Annotated in this window: 15 protein-coding genes; 5 read left to right on the top strand and 10 right to left on the bottom strand. The window is 72.6% G+C overall.

The genetic code is table 11. From position 1 onward, the window contains the following. Positions 1-41: 41 nt before the first annotated feature. On the bottom strand, positions 42-1,199 hold the full coding sequence (locus tag AB0K51_RS11455) for an NYN domain-containing protein (RefSeq protein ID WP_363453099.1): 1,158 nt from the start codon (positions 1,197-1,199) through the stop codon (positions 42-44). A 147-nt stretch (positions 1,200-1,346) separates the two neighbouring features. On the opposite strand from AB0K51_RS11455, the gene AB0K51_RS11460 reads away from it, so the two are divergent. Continuing rightward, positions 1,347-2,138 carry a hypothetical protein gene (locus AB0K51_RS11460; protein WP_363453101.1) on the top strand — a complete coding sequence of 264 codons (792 nt, stop codon included), beginning with the start codon at positions 1,347-1,349 and terminating at the stop codon, positions 2,136-2,138. Between the two features lie 80 nt (positions 2,139-2,218). Here AB0K51_RS11460 and AB0K51_RS11465 read toward each other — a convergent pair whose 3' ends face one another. Both AB0K51_RS11465 and AB0K51_RS11470 read right to left on the bottom strand, forming a co-directional pair. Next, positions 2,219-3,247 (bottom strand): aspartate-semialdehyde dehydrogenase, encoded by a 1,029-nt coding sequence (locus AB0K51_RS11465; protein ID WP_363453103.1) that lies wholly within the window; start codon positions 3,245-3,247, stop codon positions 2,219-2,221. Positions 3,248-3,406: 159 nt separating this feature from the next. After that, complete coding sequence (locus AB0K51_RS11470) at positions 3,407-4,234, bottom strand: dihydrodipicolinate synthase family protein (RefSeq protein ID WP_363453105.1); 828 nt, start codon at positions 4,232-4,234, stop codon at positions 3,407-3,409. Positions 4,235-4,305: 71 nt separating this feature from the next. Between AB0K51_RS11470 and AB0K51_RS11475 the strand changes: the two genes are divergently transcribed. Beyond that, complete coding sequence (locus AB0K51_RS11475) at positions 4,306-5,190, top strand: LysR substrate-binding domain-containing protein (protein ID WP_363453107.1); 885 nt, start codon at positions 4,306-4,308, stop codon at positions 5,188-5,190. A 23-nt stretch (positions 5,191-5,213) separates the two neighbouring features. Here AB0K51_RS11475 and AB0K51_RS11480 read toward each other — a convergent pair whose 3' ends face one another. Next, the gene (locus tag AB0K51_RS11480; RefSeq protein ID WP_363453108.1) at positions 5,214-5,882 is read right to left on the bottom strand and encodes a hypothetical protein; all 669 of its coding nucleotides are present in this window, start codon (positions 5,880-5,882) and stop codon (positions 5,214-5,216) included. Positions 5,883-5,975: 93 nt separating this feature from the next. Between AB0K51_RS11480 and AB0K51_RS11485 the strand changes: the two genes are divergently transcribed. Both AB0K51_RS11485 and AB0K51_RS11490 read left to right on the top strand, forming a co-directional pair. After that, the gene (locus AB0K51_RS11485) at positions 5,976-6,425 is read left to right on the top strand and encodes a type II toxin-antitoxin system PemK/MazF family toxin (protein WP_363453109.1); all 450 of its coding nucleotides are present in this window, start codon (positions 5,976-5,978) and stop codon (positions 6,423-6,425) included. A gap of 89 nt (positions 6,426-6,514) precedes the next feature. Continuing rightward, complete coding sequence (locus AB0K51_RS11490; protein WP_363453111.1) at positions 6,515-7,144, top strand: RDD family protein; 630 nt, start codon at positions 6,515-6,517, stop codon at positions 7,142-7,144. 70 nt (positions 7,145-7,214) lie between these two features. Here the strand turns inward: AB0K51_RS11490 and dnaE are convergent, their stop codons facing one another. Together dnaE and AB0K51_RS11500 are read right to left on the bottom strand one after the other, a co-directional pair. Then, complete coding sequence (gene dnaE, locus AB0K51_RS11495; RefSeq protein WP_363453113.1) at positions 7,215-10,748, bottom strand: DNA polymerase III subunit alpha; 3,534 nt, start codon at positions 10,746-10,748, stop codon at positions 7,215-7,217. A gap of 154 nt (positions 10,749-10,902) precedes the next feature. After that, on the bottom strand, positions 10,903-11,640 hold the full coding sequence (locus AB0K51_RS11500) for a hypothetical protein (protein ID WP_363453115.1): 738 nt from the start codon (positions 11,638-11,640) through the stop codon (positions 10,903-10,905). Positions 11,641-11,727: 87 nt separating this feature from the next. Between AB0K51_RS11500 and AB0K51_RS11505 the strand changes: the two genes are divergently transcribed. Continuing rightward, positions 11,728-12,558 carry a hypothetical protein gene (locus tag AB0K51_RS11505; protein ID WP_363453117.1) on the top strand — a complete coding sequence of 277 codons (831 nt, stop codon included), beginning with the start codon at positions 11,728-11,730 and terminating at the stop codon, positions 12,556-12,558. A 7-nt stretch (positions 12,559-12,565) separates the two neighbouring features. Here AB0K51_RS11505 and AB0K51_RS11510 read toward each other — a convergent pair whose 3' ends face one another. From AB0K51_RS11510 to AB0K51_RS11525, 4 genes are all read right to left on the bottom strand, one after another. Next, entirely contained in the window at positions 12,566-13,216 is a 651-nt protein-coding gene (locus tag AB0K51_RS11510; RefSeq protein ID WP_363453119.1) for a dienelactone hydrolase family protein, read from the bottom strand. A gap of 74 nt (positions 13,217-13,290) precedes the next feature. Next, the gene (locus AB0K51_RS11515; protein WP_363453121.1) at positions 13,291-15,576 is read right to left on the bottom strand and encodes a M9 family metallopeptidase; all 2,286 of its coding nucleotides are present in this window, start codon (positions 15,574-15,576) and stop codon (positions 13,291-13,293) included. 336 nt (positions 15,577-15,912) lie between these two features. After that, positions 15,913-16,272, bottom strand: a complete 360-nt coding sequence (locus AB0K51_RS11520) for a DUF4180 domain-containing protein (RefSeq protein ID WP_363453123.1) — start codon at positions 16,270-16,272, stop codon at positions 15,913-15,915. Then, positions 16,272-16,685: a helix-turn-helix domain-containing protein gene (locus AB0K51_RS11525; RefSeq protein ID WP_363453125.1), complete on the bottom strand. Its 414-nt coding sequence runs from the start codon at positions 16,683-16,685 to the stop codon at positions 16,272-16,274. Before AB0K51_RS11525 ends, AB0K51_RS11520 begins: the two co-directional genes overlap by 1 nt. Between the last annotated feature and the right edge of the window lie 163 nt (positions 16,686-16,848).

Genomic DNA, 16,848 nt, shown 5'->3' on the forward strand with positions numbered 1-16,848 from the left:
ACGCGCCGTAAAGGGCGTTCCGGACATGCGGGGTGGTCGCGTCAGCTGTCCTCGAGCGCGGCGGCGGGCTGCCGGGCGTCCGGGACGCGGGCGGACAGCTCCTTCCAGAAGCCCTCCCGGATGGCGTACCTGTCGTGCTCGTCGATCTGGTCCTCCTTGTGCGCCAGCAGCCCGAACCGGGCGGCGTAGCGCAGCAGTTCGCCGTCGAGGCGGTGCGGGATCCGCGGGTGGTCGGTCCACAGCAGCTCGGGGCGGTCGACGGTGGCGAGCCGGTCCAGCCAGCGGCGGGCGAAGACCTGGCCGACCTCCTGCGGGTCGCCGCCGACGCTGGTGATGTCCTCCTCCCGATCGGCCCAGCGCTGCGCGGAGGTGGTGAGCCGGTCCAGGGTGGGCAGGCCGTCTCCGGCGGTGTGCGGCTCGGAGCGGTCCACCCAGCCGCGGTCGGAGGACCAGCGCAGCACCGGCCCGCCCAGCGCGGCGGCCGGCGCGGGCGCGGGGGCGGCCCGTCCGGCCAGGTCCTTCGGGGTCGGGATGACCCGCAGCGGGGCGGCGCGGGCGACGGCGGGCGGCGGGCCGGCGGGCCGGGCGCGCTGCGCGGGCGGCCCGGGCAGCGCGGCGACCGCGGCGACCGGCGCCACCGGCTCCGCGACCTCCCGCACCCGCACCCACCGTTCGATCCAGGCCCGGTCCAGCACCCGCCGCTCGTCGGCCTCGCCGACCAGTTCCTCGGACTGGTTGAAGTCCCCGTCGGCGGCCTCCAGCGCCCACAGGTGGACGGCCACCCCGTGCTCCTTCGCCGAGGCCACCCCGGGCAGCAGGTCGCCGTCGCCGGTGACCAGCACCACGTCGGCGCAGGCGTGGTTGCGGGCCAGCTCGCTCAGCTCGGCGTGCATCGCCGCGTCGACGCCCTTCTGCACCCAGCGGCCCTCGGCCCGGGTGAGCGCGCCCAGCCGGACCGTCACCCGCGGGAGCACCCGCAGCCGGCGGTGCTCGGGGGCCGGGCGGCGGTCCACGGCGGCGTCGAACCAGTAGATCCGCAGCAGCGGCAGCCCGGTGTCCTCCTCGGCCCGGTCCCGCAGCGCGCTGATCAGCACCGGATGGTCCACGGCGATCCGCGAGCGGCTGGACTCCCCAGCGAGCAGGCTGGCCGCGGCGCCCAGCAGGTATCCCGCATCGACCAGGACGACACAGCGGTCCATCTCCGGCACCTCCTCGTCGGGCCGGCCACCGCCGACGGTGGGGTGGCCCGCCGGACGGTCCGGCGACCGTTGCGCACACCTTTACCCCCCGTTCGCCCGGCGAACCGCGCCGGGGAACGCCCGGCCGACCCTGGATACTGGGACACCGTGCGGAAGAGTGCGGTGGTGCTGTGCGCGGTGGCGGCGGTCGGGGCGGTCGCGCTGCTGCTGGTGCCCGCCACCGTCCCCGAGACCTCGCGCGGCGACACCGCGCTGGTCTCGGTCGTCGTCAACCAGGGCCGCACGGTCGAACTCGGCCCCGGCGAGACCCGCACCTTCCCGGTCGAGGTCACCGCGAGCGACCGCTCGGGCATCCGCGCCGTCGACCCGATCGGCCTGTGGGGCCCCAACTACGCAACCCTGAAGGTCTCCCCGCTGGCCTGCGCCCCGCTGCCCGGCACCGCGAGCGCCTCCCGCTGCACCGGCGAGGCCACCGCCACCGCCTCCGCCCACGGCCTCTTCGACGACCAGGCCGGCACCTGGTTCGTCGACCTGCGGATCCGCGCCGCGGACGGCGACCGCTACGTCTCCAAGTCCGCCGGCGGCTTCTCGCTCAAGCGGACCGCGCTGCTCGACTCCGCGACGCTCACCGCGAGCGCCCCCGTCGGCACGCCGGTGCAGGCCCTGGCCCGGCTGCAGCGCGCCACCTGGGAGCACCCCGGCTACCTCCCCCAGCAGGGCGCCACCGCCTACCTACAGTTCCGCCCCACCGGCTCCCCCACCTGGACCACCGTCGCCACCGCCACCACCGACGCCGACGGCCGGCTGGACGTGAAGGTCCCCGCCGTGCGCTCCGGCGCCTTCCAGTGGTACGCCCCCGGCGACAAGTGGACGGCCGCCGCCACCTCCCCCGAGCTCCCGCTGACGGTCGACCCGCAGCCCGCGCACGCGGGCCAGTAGCCCGACGCGCCCCGGAGAACGCCGACCGCCGAGGGCGCGGGCGGCGCGCTCCTCGGCGGTCGGTGTCGGGTGACGGTCCGTCAGGCGTTGAGCTCGGCGGCCACCAGCTCGGCGAGCTGCACGGCGTTGAGCGCGGCGCCCTTGCGGAGGTTGTCGTTCGAGATGAACAGCGACAGGCCGTTGTCGACGGTCTCGTCGGCGCGGATCCGGCCCACGTAGCTGGGGTCCTGGCCGGCGGCCTGGAGCGGGGTGGGGATGTCGGTGAGCTCGACGCCGGGCGCGGCGGCCAGCAGCTCGGCGGCGCGCTCGGGGCTGAGCGGCCGCTCGAAGCGGGCGTTGATCTGCAGCGAGTGGCCGGTGAAGACCGGGACGCGGACGCAGGTGCCGGAGACCTTCAGCTCGGGGATGCCGAGGATCTTGCGGCTCTCGTGCCGGAGCTTCTGCTCCTCGTCGGTCTCGTTCAGCCCGTCCTCGACGATCGACCCGGCCAGCGGGACGACGTTGAACGCGATCGGCCGCTTGTACACGCCGGGCGCCGGGTACTCGACGGCCGCGCCGTCGTGCACCAGCGCGGTCGCGCCGTCGACGACCTTGCGGGCCTGCTCGTGGAGCTCGGAGACGCCGGCCAGGCCGGAGCCGGAGACCGCCTGGTAGGTGGAGACCACCAGCGCGGCCAGGCCGGCCTCGTCGTGCAGCGGGCGCAGCACCGGCATGGCGGCCATGGTGGTGCAGTTGGGGTTGGCGATGATGCCCTTGGGCCGGTCGGCGATGGCGTCCGGGTTGACCTCGGCGACCACCAGCGGCACCTCGGGGTCGCGGCGCCAGGCCGAGGAGTTGTCGATGACGACCGCTCCGGCCGCGGCGACCTTGGGGGCGAGCTCCTTGGAGGTGGCGCCGCCCGCGGAGAAGATGACGATGTCCAGGCCGCTGTAGTCGGCCGTGGCGGCGTCCTCGACGGTGACCTCGGTGTCCTTCCAGGGCATGGTCCGTCCTGCCGAGCGCGCCGAGGCGAACAGCCGCAGCTGCTCGACGGGGAACGCGCGCTGCGCCAGGATCTCGCGGACCACGCCGCCGACCTGGCCGGTGGCACCCACGATGCCGATCCTCATCCGACTCCTCCTCCTACCGGGTTGTGCCTAGTCATCATGCCTTGTCAGAGCGGGTTTTCGCGGATCCGTCCCAAGACGTGAACGCTTGCCGTCCCGGGCGGGAAGCCCTGCGGTCGGGCCGCGTCCCGGCCGCAAGATCTGCACCGCGGGGGGCGGTGCTCAGGTGTGGGCGAGCAGCGGGAGGCGGACCGCGGGGCTGGGGATGCGGCCGGCCGCGTGCAGCAGCGCCTTCAGGGCGGTGGGGTTGGGTCCGGCGAACGCGGCCCGGGAGACCTCGGCGAGTTCCCGGCCGAGGGCCCGGGCGGTCGTCGGGTCGCCGTCGTGCCAGGCCCGGTCGAGGGCGACGAACCGGTCGGTCTCCAGGTGGGCGGAGGCCAGGATGCCGCCGGCCGCGCCCATCGCGAGCAGCGGCGAGAGGAAGAGGTCGTCGCCGGCCAGCACGCCGCGCGGCGCGGCGCCGAACAGCGCGACGCTCTCCTCGTCGATGCCGCCCGGCGCGTACTTGATCCCGGCCACCTCGGGCAGCGCGAGCAGCTCCAGCAGGGTGGCGGCGCCGAGCGGCTGACCGGTGCGGTACGGGATGTGGTAGATCACCAGCGGCACCGGGGAGGCCGCGGCGAGGGCCCGGAAGTGGGCCAGCACCCCGGCCTCGCCGGGGCGGACGAAGGCGGGGACGGCGACCAGCGCGGCGTCCGCGAGACCGTCGAGCGCGGCGAGCGCCTCCGCGGTGCGGGCGGTGCCGCCGTGGCCGGCGCCGACGGTCAGCGGGGTGCCGTACTCGGCGCTGACCTTCCGGCAGACCTCGATCACGGTGTGCTGTTCGGCGGTGGTCAGCGAGCCGGGTTCGCCGGTGGTGCCGAGGGCGACCAGTCCGGCGGCGCCGGCTTCCAGGCACTCCCGGGCGAGGCGTTCCAGCGCTTCCGGGGCGAGGTCGCCGTCGGCGGTGAAGGGAGTGACCAGCGGGATGTGGATGCCGTGGAGTTCCATGCGGGAAGCCTGCCGGGCGGCGACCGTGCAGGTCCAGTTCACATTTCCGATGGTTCTCGTAAGCTGGGCCGATGCTCGATGTGCGACGACTGCGCCTGCTGCGCGAACTGGCCCACCACGGCACCATCGCGGCGGTCGCCGAGGCGCTGGCGTTCAGCCCTTCGGCGGTGTCCCAGCAGCTGTCGGTGCTGGAGCGGGAGGCCGGGGTGCCGCTGCTGGAGCGGTCGGGGCGGCGGGTGGCGCTCACCCCGGCCGGGCGGAACCTGGTGCGGCACGCCGAGGCGGTGCTGGAGCTGCTGGAGCGCGCGGACGCGGAGCTGGCGCACGCCCGGCGCGGGCTGGCCGGTCCGCTGCGGATCGGCGCGTTCCCGTCCGCGGTGCGCGCCCTGGTGCCCGCGGCGCTGGCCGAGCTGGCGGCGCGGCACCCGGAGTTGGAGGCGATGGTGAGCGAGGTGGACCCGGCCGCGGTGGCCGGGGCGCTGCGCGCGGGCGAGCTGGACGTGGCGCTGGTGCACGAGTACGACCTGGTGCCGGCCGAGCCGGAACCGGGGATCGCCCTCACCGGCCCGGTCTTCGCCGAGCCGATGTACCTGGCCGCGCCCGGCACCTGCGGCCTCGCGGACCACCGGGACAGCCCGTGGATCACCGCCCCGGTCGGCACGCTCTGCCACACCATGGCGCTGCGGGCCTGCCAGGCGGCCGGGTTCAGCCCGCGGGTCCGGCACCGGGTGGACGACTTCGAGGCCCAGCTGGCCCTGGTCGCGGTCGGCCAGGGGGTGGCGCTGGTGCCGCACCTGGGCACGTCGCGCCGCCCGCCGGGGGTGACCCTGAACCGGCTGCCGGTCTACCGGCGCACCCGCACCGCCTTCCGGGCCGGCGGCGCCGCCCACCCGGCGGTCGCGGCCTTCGCGGCGGCGCTGCACGCGGTCATCCCGGCCGAGCTGCGGGCCACCTGACGCCGCCGCGGGCGAACGGGTCGTCAGAGCACCTGGGGCGTCGGCCCGGTGGGGTGCCGCTCGGCGTTCTTCAGGCAGCGCAGAATCCGCTCGTGCTCGTCGCCGACCCGGTCCGCGACCCGCAGCCGCAGGTACACCTCCTCGACCTGCGCCATGGCCGCCTCGGTGAACCAGGCGATGACCCGGTTGGCCTGCGGCCCGAACGGGGCGCCCGGGCCGTAGTTGACCAGGAAGAAGTCCCGGTGCCAGGCGAGTCCGCGGCCCTCGATCCGCGCCACCACGGCCTCCAGCGCGGTCCACGGGCCGACCGGTTCGGCCGTCCCGTCGGCGGCGCGGAGTCGGACGGCGTACGCGATGTCGGTGACCACGGCGACGTCCTGCGCGGCGTTCAGCACGTGCGCGGCCCACACCAGCCGACCGTCCGGGGCGAGGCCGTCGGCGACCCGGCCGCTGAAGCCGAGCGCGGGCCGGACCGCGCGGGCGTACTGGGCCCTGGCCAGGGCCGCGCCGCCGGTCGCGACGGCGGTGGTGGTGGCGCTCTGCACGTCGAGCAGCCGCGGCCAGCCGGTCCCGTCCGGCAGGTTGTCGCGCACGACGGCGTAGACCAGCAGCAGGGCGGCGGTCGCCGCGGCGACGGTCAGCAGCCGGGACAGCAGCGGACTGCGCCGCACCACCCGCTGGTCCGTGTTCACACCGACGCCCCCTCCCCGCCGTCCACACGTTCGACGATAGGCGGCGAACGCCCCGGCGGACAGGGCGCGCCCGGCGGTCGATAGCCTTCCGCCATGCGTGAGTTGAACGAGGACACGGAACAGCCGGGCCGCTTCGGGCCGGACGCCACGGTGGAGATCGACGCCGAGCGGATGACCGGGGTGCGCACCGAGTACGCGCCCGACCACGACGGCGACCCGGACCCGGGCGAGATCGTCTGGACCTGGGTGCCGTACGAGGAGAACGACGGCCGGGGCAAGGACCGCCCGGTGCTGGTGGTGGCCCGCGAGCCGCACGGCACCCTGCTGACCGTGATGCTCTCCAGCAAGGGCCACGACCACGACCGGGACTGGGTGCCGCTGGGTTCCGGCCCGTGGGACCGCACCGGCCGGGACTCCTGGGTGGCGCTGGACCGGGTGTTCCGGGTCCACGACGGCGGGATGCGGCGCGAGGCGTGCGCCCTTGACCGGGCCCGTTTCAATCTGGTCATCGATTCGCTGAAGCGCCGTTACCAATGGTACTGAGTAACGATTTGCGGACCATCTTCCCTGACCTGGCATTTGCCGGGTAGAACGTGACCAGCATTCCTCATACATGACCGGGAGTCGGACGCATGAGCAGCAACACCCCGCCTGGTTACGGGGCACCGCAGGACCCGTACGAGAAGAACCCGTACGGCCAGCAGCAGCCGCCGCAGACCCCCGGTTACGGCACCCCGCCGCCGGCCGGTTACGGCACTCCGGGTTACGGCGCCCCGGGCTACGGCGCGCCGCAGGGCCAGCTCCCGGGCTGGCTCGGCCAGGTGCCGCCCGGCATGCCGCCGGCCCCGGGCACCCGCACCCTCGCCACCCCCGTGGACCGCTTCGTGGCCCGCCTGCTGGACGGCGTGATCATAGGCGTCGTGCTGGGCATCCTGAGCAGCATCATCGGCTACAACTTCGTCTTCCTGCTGCTGTTCGCGGCCGCCTACGTGGTCTACGACGGCGTCATGATGCTCACCCAGCACGGCCAGACGCTGGGCAAGAAGGTCATGAAGATCCGCGTGGTCAGCCTGGCCCACGGCGGCCGCCCGACCGACAACGAGTTCTGGGCCCGCGCCGGCGTCTGGGGCGGCCCGGCGGTCGTCCCGTGCCTGGGCAGCCTGTTCATGCTGGTCAACGGCCTCTGGCAGCTCTGGGACAAGCCGCTGCAGCAGGCCCTGCACGACAAGGCCGCCAAGACGGTCGTCGTCAAGGAGAACTGACACACCCTCGGCACCAGCTGACGAAGGCCTCCGGCGGAACTCCGCCGGGGGCCTTCCTCGTCGCGGTGGCTCAGCTCGCCAGGCAGCTCGGCCCGAGCAGCTGCTTGAGGTCGCCGAACAGCGCCGGGTCCGACTTCACCCGGTGCCGGTCCAGCCGCAGCACCACCGTCTTGGTGCGGCCGCGCAGGTGGACGTGCACCTCGGTGGTCCCGCGGTGGCTGCCCAGCACCTCGCCGAGCCGGGCGACCAGCGGCGGCGTCAGCTTGTTGTCCGGCACGGTGATCACGATCGGCAGCTGCGCCCCGACGTTCGACAGGTCCGGGACGGACAGCTCCATGCCCATCAGCCGGGGCACGTCCTCCCGCTTGTCGAGCTTGCCGCGGACGAACACCACGGCGTCCTCGACCAGTTGCGAGGAGACCAGCTGGTAGCTGGCGGGGAAGAACATGCAGTCGATGGAGCCGGCCAGGTCCTCGACGGTGGCGATCGCCCAGGCGTTGCCCTGCTTGGTCATCTTGCGCTGCAGGCCCGAGATGATGCCGCCGATGGTGACGATGGTGCCGTCGGGGCGCTCGGCGAGGTCGGCGACCGCGCAGTCCGACTTGTCGGCGAGGACGTGCTCGATGCCGTTCAGCGGGTGCGAGGAGACGTACAGGCCGAGCATCTCCCGCTCCTGGGTGAGCAGGAAGGACTTCTCCCACTCCTCCTCGGAGAAGACGACGTCCAGGCCGAAGGACGGCTCGTCGGAGACGGAGTCGCCGCCGAACAGGTCGAACTGGCCCTCCGCCTCCTTGCGCTTGATCCCGACCACGTTGTCGATCATCGGCTCGAACTGCGCGGTCAGGCCCTTGCGGGTGTGCCCGAGCGAGTCGAACGAGCCGGCCTTGATCAGCGATTCGACGGTGCGCTTGTTGCAGACCACCGACTCGACCTTGTCCAGGAAGTCCGGGAAGGACGTGAACTTCCCCTTGGCCTTGCGGGTGCGGATCATCGACTCCACCACCGGGCCGCCGACGTTGCGGATGGCGGTCAGGCCGAACCGGACGGTGTCGCTGCCGTGCGGCGTGAAGTCGGCGTCGGACTCGTTGACGTCCGGCGGCAGCACGCTGATGCCCATCTTGCGGGCCTCGTTGAGGTAGACCGCGGACTTGTCCTTGTCGTCCTTGACCGAGGTGAGCAGGCCGGACATGTACTCGGCCGGGTAGTTGGCCTTGAGGTACGCCGTCCAGTACGAGACCAGCCCGTAGCCCGCGGTGTGCGCCTTGTTGAACGCGTAGCCGGAGAACGGGACCAGGACGTCCCACACCGCCTGGATCGCGGCGTCGGAGTAGCCGCGCTCGCGGCAGCCCTTCTGGAAGGGGACGAACTCCGCCTCCAGGATCTCCTTCTTCTTCTTGCCCATCGCGCGGCGCAGCAGGTCGGCCTGGCCGAGCGAGTAGCCGGCCAGGATCTGCGCGGCCTTCTGCACCTGCTCCTGGTAGACGATCAGGCCGTAGGTGGGCTCCAGGATCTCCTTGAGCGGCTCCTCCAGCTCCGGGTGGATCGGGGTGATGTCCTGCTGACCGTTCTTGCGCAGGGCGTAGTTGGTGTGCGAGTTGACGCCCATCGGACCGGGCCGGTACAGCGCCAGGACGGCGGAGATGTCCTCGAAGTTGTCGGGCTTCATCAGGCGCAGCAGCGAGCGCATCGGCCCGCCGTCGAGCTGGAAGACGCCGAGCGTGTCGCCGCGGGCGAGCAGCTCGTAGGTGGGCTTGTCGTCGAGCGGCAGCTTGAGCAGCTCGATCTTCTCGCCCTTGTTCTTCTCGATCGCCTTGACGGCGTCGTCCATGATCGTCAGGTTGCGCAGGCCGAGGAAGTCCATCTTGAGAAGGCCGAGGCCCTCGCAGGTGGGGTAGTCGAACTGCGTGATGGTGACGCCGTCGGTGTGCCGGGTCCAGACCGGGATGTGGTCGGTGAGCGGCTCCGCGGACATGATGACGCCGGCCGCGTGCACGCCGGGCTGGCGGATCAGGCCCTCGATGCCGCGCGCGGTGTCGATGACCTTCTTGACGTCCGGGTCGTTCTCGTACAGGCCGCGGATCTCGCCGGCCTCGCTGTAGCGGGGGTGCGAGGAGTCGGTGATGCCGGACAGCGGGATGCCCTTGCCCATCACGTCCGGCGGCATCGCCTTGGTGATCCGGTCGCCCATCGCGTACGGGTAGCCGAGGACGCGCGAGGAGTCCTTGATGGCGGCCTTCGCCTTGATGGTGCCGTACGTGACGATCATGGCGACCTTGTCGGATCCCCACTTCTCGGTCACGTACCGGATCACGTCGCCGCGCCGGCGCTCGTCGAAGTCGATGTCGACGTCGGGCATGGAGATGCGCTCGGGGTTGAGGAAGCGCTCGAAGATCAGGCCGTGCGGGATCGGGTCGAGGTCGGTGATGCCCATCGCGTAGGCGACCAGCGAGCCGGCCGCGGAGCCACGGCCGGGGCCGACCGCGATGCCCTGGCTCTTCGCCCACATGATGAAGTCGGCGACCACGAGGAAGTACGCCGGGAACCCCATCTGGATGATGGTGTCCATCTCGTACTCGGCGAGCTTCTTGTGCTCCTCGTCGTAACCGCCCGGGAAGCGCCAGTCCATGCCCTCCCAGACCTTGGACTTGAAGAAGTCCGCCTCGGACTCGAAGCCCTCCGGGATCGGGAAGCGCGGCATCAGGTTCTTGAACTCGAACATGCCCGCGGTGTCGACCCGCTGCGCCACCAGCAGCTGGCTGTTGCGGCAGCCCTCCTGCCAGATGTCCGAGGAGTCCAGGCCGTACATCTCGGCGGCGGACTTGATGTAGTAGCCGGTGCCGTCGAACCGGAAGCGGTCCGGGTCGGAGAGGTTCTTGCCGGTCTGCACGCACAGCAGCAGGTCGTGGGCGCCGGCGTCGGACTCGGTGGTGTAGTGCGAGTCGTTGGTGACCACCGGCGGGATGTTCAGCTTCCTGCTGATCTCGATCAGGCCGTCGCGGACCCGGGTCTCGATGTCGAGGCCGTGGTCCATCAGCTCCAGGAAGTAGTTCTCCTTGCCGAAGATGTCCTGGTACTCGCCGGCCGAGCGGACCGCCTCGTCGAACTGGCCGAGCCGAAGCCGGGTCTGCACCTCGCCGGACGGGCAGCCGGTGGTGGCCATCAGGCCCGCCGCGTGCTCGGCGATGATCTCCTTGTCCATCCGGGGCCACTTCACCAGCCAGCCCTCGGCGTAGGAGCGCGAGGTCAGCTTGAAGAGGTTGTGCAGGCCCTGCTTGTCGCGGGCCCAGATGGTCTTGTGGGTGTAGGCGCCGGACGCGGAGACGTCGTCCTTCTTCTGGTGCGGCTGGCCCCACAGGATGCGCTTGGTGTTGGACCGGGACTCCGGCGCGACGTACGCCTCGATGCCGATCACCGGGGTGATGCCGGCGGCGGTGGCCTGCTTGTGGAACTCCGCGGCGCCGTACATGTTGCCGTGGTCGGTCATCGCGACGTGGGTCTGCCCGAGCCGCTCGACCTCCTTGAACAACTGCTTCAGCCGGGCGGCGCCGTCCAGCATCGAGTACTCGGTGTGGACGTGCAGGTGCGCGTACGGCTGGTCGCTCAAGGCGGGGCCTCCGGGGTCCTGGGTGAGGGCTGAAACACGTAAGGCCCGAGCCACCACCAGGGCTCGGACCACGGCTTCCGGGTTCGCGTCCCCGAGTCTAGTGCCAACCCGACCCGGTCGAGTCGACCGCCGCGGTGCTTCGCGCGCGGAGGCCTCAGGTGTCGTACAGCCCGTCGAACGGCACGCCGAACCCGAGCTGCTGCGGCTCCAGCTCGTAGTGCTCCCGGCCGTCCTCCCGGGCCCCGTCGATCAGTCCCCAGCGGAGGCCGAGGGCCCGGACCTCGAACGGGCGGATGACGATCGGCCCGTGGACCACGCCGGGCAGCGCCCCGAGCATCCGGGCGAGCTCGTGCTCCGCCTCCTCCCCGTCGGGGAACTCGCGGATGTCGCTGCCCAGGTGGTTCCCGTCCGCGTCGAAGCGGTGCAGCACGACCGCCCAGCCCGCCAGGCCGGACGCCCCGGTGACGTCGCCGAAGAACTGACCGCCGTCGTGGACGCCGATCCACCGGGTGCGGAAGTGCGGCTCGTACGCGACCGGGACCTGCCGGGCCGGGAGGTCGAGCGGGAACCAGGCCAGCTGGTCCCGCCAGCCCGGCTCGGCCGCGATCCAGCTCCACAGCACCTGCTCGGTGGCCCGCCAGGACTGGTTGTCCACGGCCTGGTGGTGCGTGGCCGCGGATCCGTGCCGGTACTCCACCTGCCAGTCGTCGGGGCCGTGCCGGTACGCCTGGACGAACAGGCCGTCCCCGGCGTGCGGCCGGCCCACGACCAGGAACGGGTCGCGCTCGGTCACCCGCTCCCGGACCGCCGCCCCCAGCTCCTCGCGCGTGGGGCGGCGCAGCGGGGTCCGTCCGTCCGCGAACCCGATGACGATCTCGTCGGTGCTCTCCACGGCACGCCACCCTAGGACCTGCCGCCGACGCTCGGGTGCGCGCTAACCTCTGGGCACCACAAGCGTGTTCAGGGGAGGGACTCCACCATGGCCTTCGGCCAACCACCGCAGAAGCCCCGGCCCGGCGGCCTGCCCGGCATCGGGGTGCTGATGCTGGTCCAGGTGATCGCCGCGCTCGCCGTCCTCGGCTACTACCTGGTCCAGCAGGGCCCGGGGTACCTCCTGGCCGCGGCCGGGTTCGACTTCACCGAGCACGCGCTCACCCTGGTCGGCTTCAGCCTGCCGTTCACCGTCGCCTACCTGGTGCTGGCGATCGGCGCGTTCACCGGCAAGTCCTGGGCCCGCCCGGGCGCGGTGGTGCTGACCTCGGTCGACGGGTACATCGCGGTGTCGAACCTGGTGCTGGCGATCCGGCTCGGCGGATGGCGGGAGCTCTACAGCCCGGTCGACAGCCTGCTGCTCAACCTGACGTATCCGCTCAGCGTGCTGATCGCGCTGATCACCGTCCTGGTGGTGGCCGTCACCCGCGCGTCCGGCGCCCCGGCCCCGTACCGTCCGGCCCAGCCGTTCGGCTACCCCGGCCCGCACCAGCAGCCCCACCAGCAGCCGCAGCCGGGCGCGTGGGGCGTCCCGCCGCAGCAGCCGGGCCCGGTGCCCGCGCCCGCCCCGGCCGACCTGGCCCCGTACCAGCCGCAGCCGCCGCAGGCGCAGCCGCACCAGCCGCAGCTGTACCCCGCGCCGCCGCAGCAGCCGGGGCAGGCCTACGGCTTCCCGCCGCAGCAGCCCGCAGCAGCCCCGGCGGCGCCGCCCGTCGCGCCTCCGGTGCCGCCGCCCGCGGCCCCGACCGGCGGCGCGGCGTACGCGTACCCGCCGGTGCCGCAGGCTCCCCCGCCGCCGGCCGCTCCGCCCGCCGTCTGACGGTGCGTCAGCCCTGGGCGTCCAGCTCGTCGAGGAAGGCGAGGGCGGCGGCCCAGGTCCGCTCGGCGGCCTCGGCGTCGTAGTCGGGCAGTTCGGGGTCGGTGTAGAGGTGGCCCGCGCCGCGGTAGCGGTGGACCTCCACATCGGCCCCGGCCCGGGTCATCCGCAGGTACCAGGTGTTCAGCCAGTCCTCGGACTCGAACGGGTCCGGTTCGGCCACGTGCAGCTGCACCGGGATCTCGGTGGCGGCGTCCTCGCGCAGGTCGGAGGTGCCGTGCAGGAGCAGCAGGCCGCGGGCCTGCTGGTCGGCCAGGGCGAGGTTCTGGGCGATCGAACCGCCGAGCGAGTACCCGGCGTACAGCAGGCCGGGCCGCTCGCCGGGCGCCGCGGGCAGCAGCGGGGCGACCGCGGTGACGGCGCGGCGCAGCAGTTCGTCGTTGCCGATGCCGTCGCGGTGGGCCATGCCCTCCTCGATGTCCTCGAAGGTGTGCCCGTCGTACAGGTCGGGGGTGTGCACGGTGTGTCCGGCGGCGCGCAGCCGGTCGGCGGCCTGGTGGACCGCGGGGCGCAGGCCGTACGCGGAGTGGAACAGGACGATCTCGGCCACGGTGGGGCTCTCCTTCGGGTCGCGGGCGCTCGACCCTCCATGATCGCCCATCCCGGGATGTGCGCGGGCCCGGCCCACCGTGCGGTGGACCGGGCCGTCGGTGCGGGGCCGCCGGGCGGCGGGGCTCAGTACGAGGTCGTCACGGACGCCCCGGTGAAGCCCTGCTGGGCGTACAGGCTGATGTAGTTGTAGCCGGCCGGCGGGTTGGCGACGGTCAGGCTCTCGTGGTTGCCGGTGGTGGTGGACTTCGCCGTGTACGACCCGGTGGTGGCCCAGGCGGAGCGGTTGTAGTAGAGGTCGGCGTTGCCGGTGCCGCCGTCGGCGGTGATGGTGAGGCTGGTGGTCCCGGCGGGCACGTACAGGTAGAAGTAGGCGTAGTTGCCGGTGGTGGCGGCGACGCCGGAGCGGCGGCAGTTCTTGTCGAGCTGCCGGGTGTCGGCGCCGGTGCACTCGGGGGCGGTGGGGACGGTCGGTCCGCAGTTGCCGCCGTTGCAGGCGGTCAGCCAGGCGTTGAAGTCGGCGTCGTAGCGGGTGCCGATGGTGGTCTTGAGCAGCGTGCGGGCGCCGTTCCAGTCGCCGGTCCGGTACTTGGCGAGCAGCGCGTCCATGTCGGCGCGGTGCGACTGGAGCATGTAACGGACCGCCAGGTAGCCCCAGTTGTAGATCCGGGTCTGGTCGGCGTTGTCGTAGGTGGTGTCGAACAGGGTGGACAGCGCGTAGGTGTGCTGGCCGGCCTGGGCGATGGCGTCGGTGTACTCGACGTTGCGGTACGAGTAGGACACGTACTCGGCGAAGCCCTCGACCCACCAGACGGTCGGGGTGACCATGCCGGCGTTGAAGTCGCCGTACATGTCGAACCGGCCGTCGAGGTAGTGGGTGTACTCGTGGTTGAGGTTCCAGATCTGGAAGGCGGGGCGGACCCACTCGGCCTCGTAGGCGACGAACCGCGGCTGGTTGCCGGCGGCCGCCGGGTCGCCCTCCAGGTACATGCCGCCGTTGTCGGTGGAGATGCCGAAGATCGCGCCGGCGTAGGTCTGGTAGTCGCTGCTGGAGTGGAAGACGGCGACCTCGATGGTGGAGTTGCCGTCGTTCGCCACCGGCCCGTTGTCCCGCACCACGCCGTGGACGTAGGCGTCCTGGCCGGTCAGGCTGGTGCAGGCGGTGGTGAGCTGGTCGGAGGTCAGGGCCTGGGCGAGGATCCGGATGCTCGGGCTGCAGGTGTAACTGGTCGCCAGCACCGCCGCCTTGAGCCGGGCGGCCAGGTCGCAGGTGCCGTAGTAGGCGCAGTTGGCCTGGTCGTAGCTGTCGGTCATCTCGGCGAGGCCGACCCACAGCGCGGCGGTCCGGCCGGTCATCGCGCTCTGCCCGAGCAGTTTCTTCACCAGCGGGCGGACCTTGGCCTGGAGCGCCGGGTACTGCAGGAAGCGGCCGAGCTCGCGGCCGGCGTTGGAGACCAGGTAGCCGTTGTCGCCACCGAGCAGCGCGTTGTTGTTCGAGGCGAACGCGGCCAGGGTGTCCAGCACGCTCGGGTCGGCCTGCACGGCGGGGAGGAAGTCGCTGTTCTGGTGGCCGCGCCAGAGCACCGTGTAGGTGTTGTTGACCGCGTTCAGCATCCACCAGGAGGCGTTGTAGGAGCTGTTGTAGCCGTTCAGCAGCCGCTTCACGACGTACAGGTAGCGGGCGTTCTCGGCGGCGCTGTCGACCAGGGTGACCGCCTCGGCCAGGGTGGCGCCGTTGGCGTCGGTGACGTCCTGGGAGTGCGGGGCGGCGTAGAACGCGTCCAGGCCGCCGCGGATCGCGGTCTTCAGACCGCTGCCGTACGGGCCGACCACGTCCGGGTTGTACCACTGCACGAAGTAGCCGGCCCGCAGGTAGAGCACGACCTGGGTGGCCGAGGTGGAGTCGTCGCCGGGGTAGCCCGGCGAGAGGTCGCGCAGCGCGTTCGCCACGGTGACCATCTGCGCCTCGTTGAAGGCGAGTTTGGCGTCGTTGCCCTTCAGGTTGAACAGCGTGTTGACGCAGTCCACGGTCGCCGACTTGATCTGGGCGACCAGCGCGCTGCCGGTCTTCCCGGTGAAGTCGCCGGTGTTGCAGGCGGCCGCGGCGGCCAGCGCCCGCGGCCGGGCGGCGCCGGACGCGACGGCGGTGGGTGCGCTGCCGACGACCGGCGGGCGCTTGCTGGCGTCGGCCCGCACGTCGCGGTCCGACTCCTTGCGGCGCTCCGCCGCGATGCTCGAACGCGGCGCGGAATCGGCCGAGTTGACGCGCTTGGCGGGCTGGTCGCCCGGTCGGGCGGCGGCCGCCCGGCTGCCCGGGGCGAACACGCCCAGGAAGCCGAGGGCCAGACAGAGGGAGAGCAGCAGACTCAGCGTTCGCGCGGGTGACGCGAACGGTATCCGGAAGGTTCGCACGTGGGGGCCTCCGGGCCGGTATGACGCCGCGTTGGGGGCACGGCGCAAGGTACGCCGCCGAGATTCCCCCCGACGGCCGTGTGACATGTACAATTGCATACGTCACACGGCGGTGGAAGTCCCTGCCCCCGAATCAACTGACCGGGATAACCCCCGAGTTGACCGCCCGCCGCAGCGGCTGACGCCGGGGCCCACACCCCGCCGGCGTCTCGTCAGTCACTCACGCTCCGCGTGGACCCCCGGCAGCCTTCGGCCGTGAGGCACCCCGCGCCGGGTGCCGCCGGTGCACGCGCCCCACCGCCGCCCGCCGATCCGACGCGATCCGCAAGGCGCGCCCTAACCGCCCAGGCGGGTGGAGAGTTCTGCGAGGTCCGCGGCGAACCACAGTTGGCTGCCGCGGTTGCTCTCCCGGACGAAGTCGCGCAGCGCCGTGGACCGCTCCACGTGGGCGGCGATGTCGCCGACCACCGCGAGTCGCATCCGGTACTGGGCGAACTTCTGCACGATCGCCCCCGCGACGCCGCTGCGCAGCCGGAAGAACTCCTCGCCGAGCCGCTCCACCGGGAGCACCACCCAGTGCGCCCCGAGGTAGCCCGCCTCGCCCAGCAGGTCCAGCGCCTCGCGCTCCCCCGCCACCGGCTCGCCCGCCACGGGGCAGACCAGCACCGGCACCCCCGCCAGCTCCTGCACCGCCATCACTCCACTCCTCCGGTCAAGTCCTCGATCAACGCCAGCAGTTCGCCCACCCGGCGGGGCGCCCCCAGCACCACGAACCGGAGCCCGCCGCGCTCCTCGTCCCGCACGCCCTGCACCCACAGCGGCCGCGGGCCGCCCGACCACGCCCCGGCGGCCGCCAGCACCGCGGTGACCAGCCGGTCCGCCTCCGCCCGGCCCACCCCGTCCAGCTGCACCACCGCCGAGACCTCCGCCCGGGCGACCGGCGCGGCCGGCTCCACCCCGGTGAACGCCTCGACCTCGGCCCGGGCGATCCGGTACTGCTTCCCGATCCGCACGGCCTTCAGCCGCCCGTCCCGCACGTAGCCGCGGACCGTCTTCACGTGGAGGCCGAGCAGCTCGGCCACGTCCTCGACGGAGTAGAACTCCTGCATGGCGCATCCCTAAGAATGTGAGGCGGTCCGGGAGGACCGGGTATGGCTGATGGCGCGTTGCCCTCGATGGCTCGGAAGGAATGGCCGCCCGGTCCTCCGGGACGCTCCGACCACTGATTGAGAACTGCGGTCATCGCTGGTTAGGGACCTGTCGGCGGAGTGT

The organism is Kitasatospora sp. NPDC049285, assembly GCF_040678815.1.
Lineage (GTDB): Bacteria > Actinomycetota > Actinomycetes > Streptomycetales > Streptomycetaceae > Kitasatospora.

Bases quoted from the DNA above. Each gene is read 5' to 3' on its own strand.
- AB0K51_RS11455 (WP_363453099.1), bottom strand. From the start codon at position 1,199: ATGGACCGCTGTGTCGTCCTGGTCGATGCGGGATACCTGCTGGGCGCC.
- AB0K51_RS11465 (WP_363453103.1), bottom strand. From the start codon at position 3,247: ATGAGGATCGGCATCGTGGGTGCCACCGGCCAGGTCGGCGGCGTGGTC.
- AB0K51_RS11470 (WP_363453105.1), bottom strand. From the start codon at position 4,234: ATGGAACTCCACGGCATCCACATCCCGCTGGTCACTCCCTTCACCGCC.
- AB0K51_RS11475 (WP_363453107.1), top strand. From the start codon at position 4,306: ATGCTCGATGTGCGACGACTGCGCCTGCTGCGCGAACTGGCCCACCAC.
- AB0K51_RS11485 (WP_363453109.1), top strand. From the start codon at position 5,976: ATGCGTGAGTTGAACGAGGACACGGAACAGCCGGGCCGCTTCGGGCCG.
- AB0K51_RS11490 (WP_363453111.1), top strand. From the start codon at position 6,515: ATGAGCAGCAACACCCCGCCTGGTTACGGGGCACCGCAGGACCCGTAC.
- AB0K51_RS11505 (WP_363453117.1), top strand. From the start codon at position 11,728: ATGGCCTTCGGCCAACCACCGCAGAAGCCCCGGCCCGGCGGCCTGCCC.
- AB0K51_RS11510 (WP_363453119.1), bottom strand. From the start codon at position 13,216: ATGGGCGATCATGGAGGGTCGAGCGCCCGCGACCCGAAGGAGAGCCCC.
- AB0K51_RS11520 (WP_363453123.1), bottom strand. From the start codon at position 16,272: ATGGCGGTGCAGGAGCTGGCGGGGGTGCCGGTGCTGGTCTGCCCCGTG.
- AB0K51_RS11525 (WP_363453125.1), bottom strand. From the start codon at position 16,685: ATGCAGGAGTTCTACTCCGTCGAGGACGTGGCCGAGCTGCTCGGCCTC.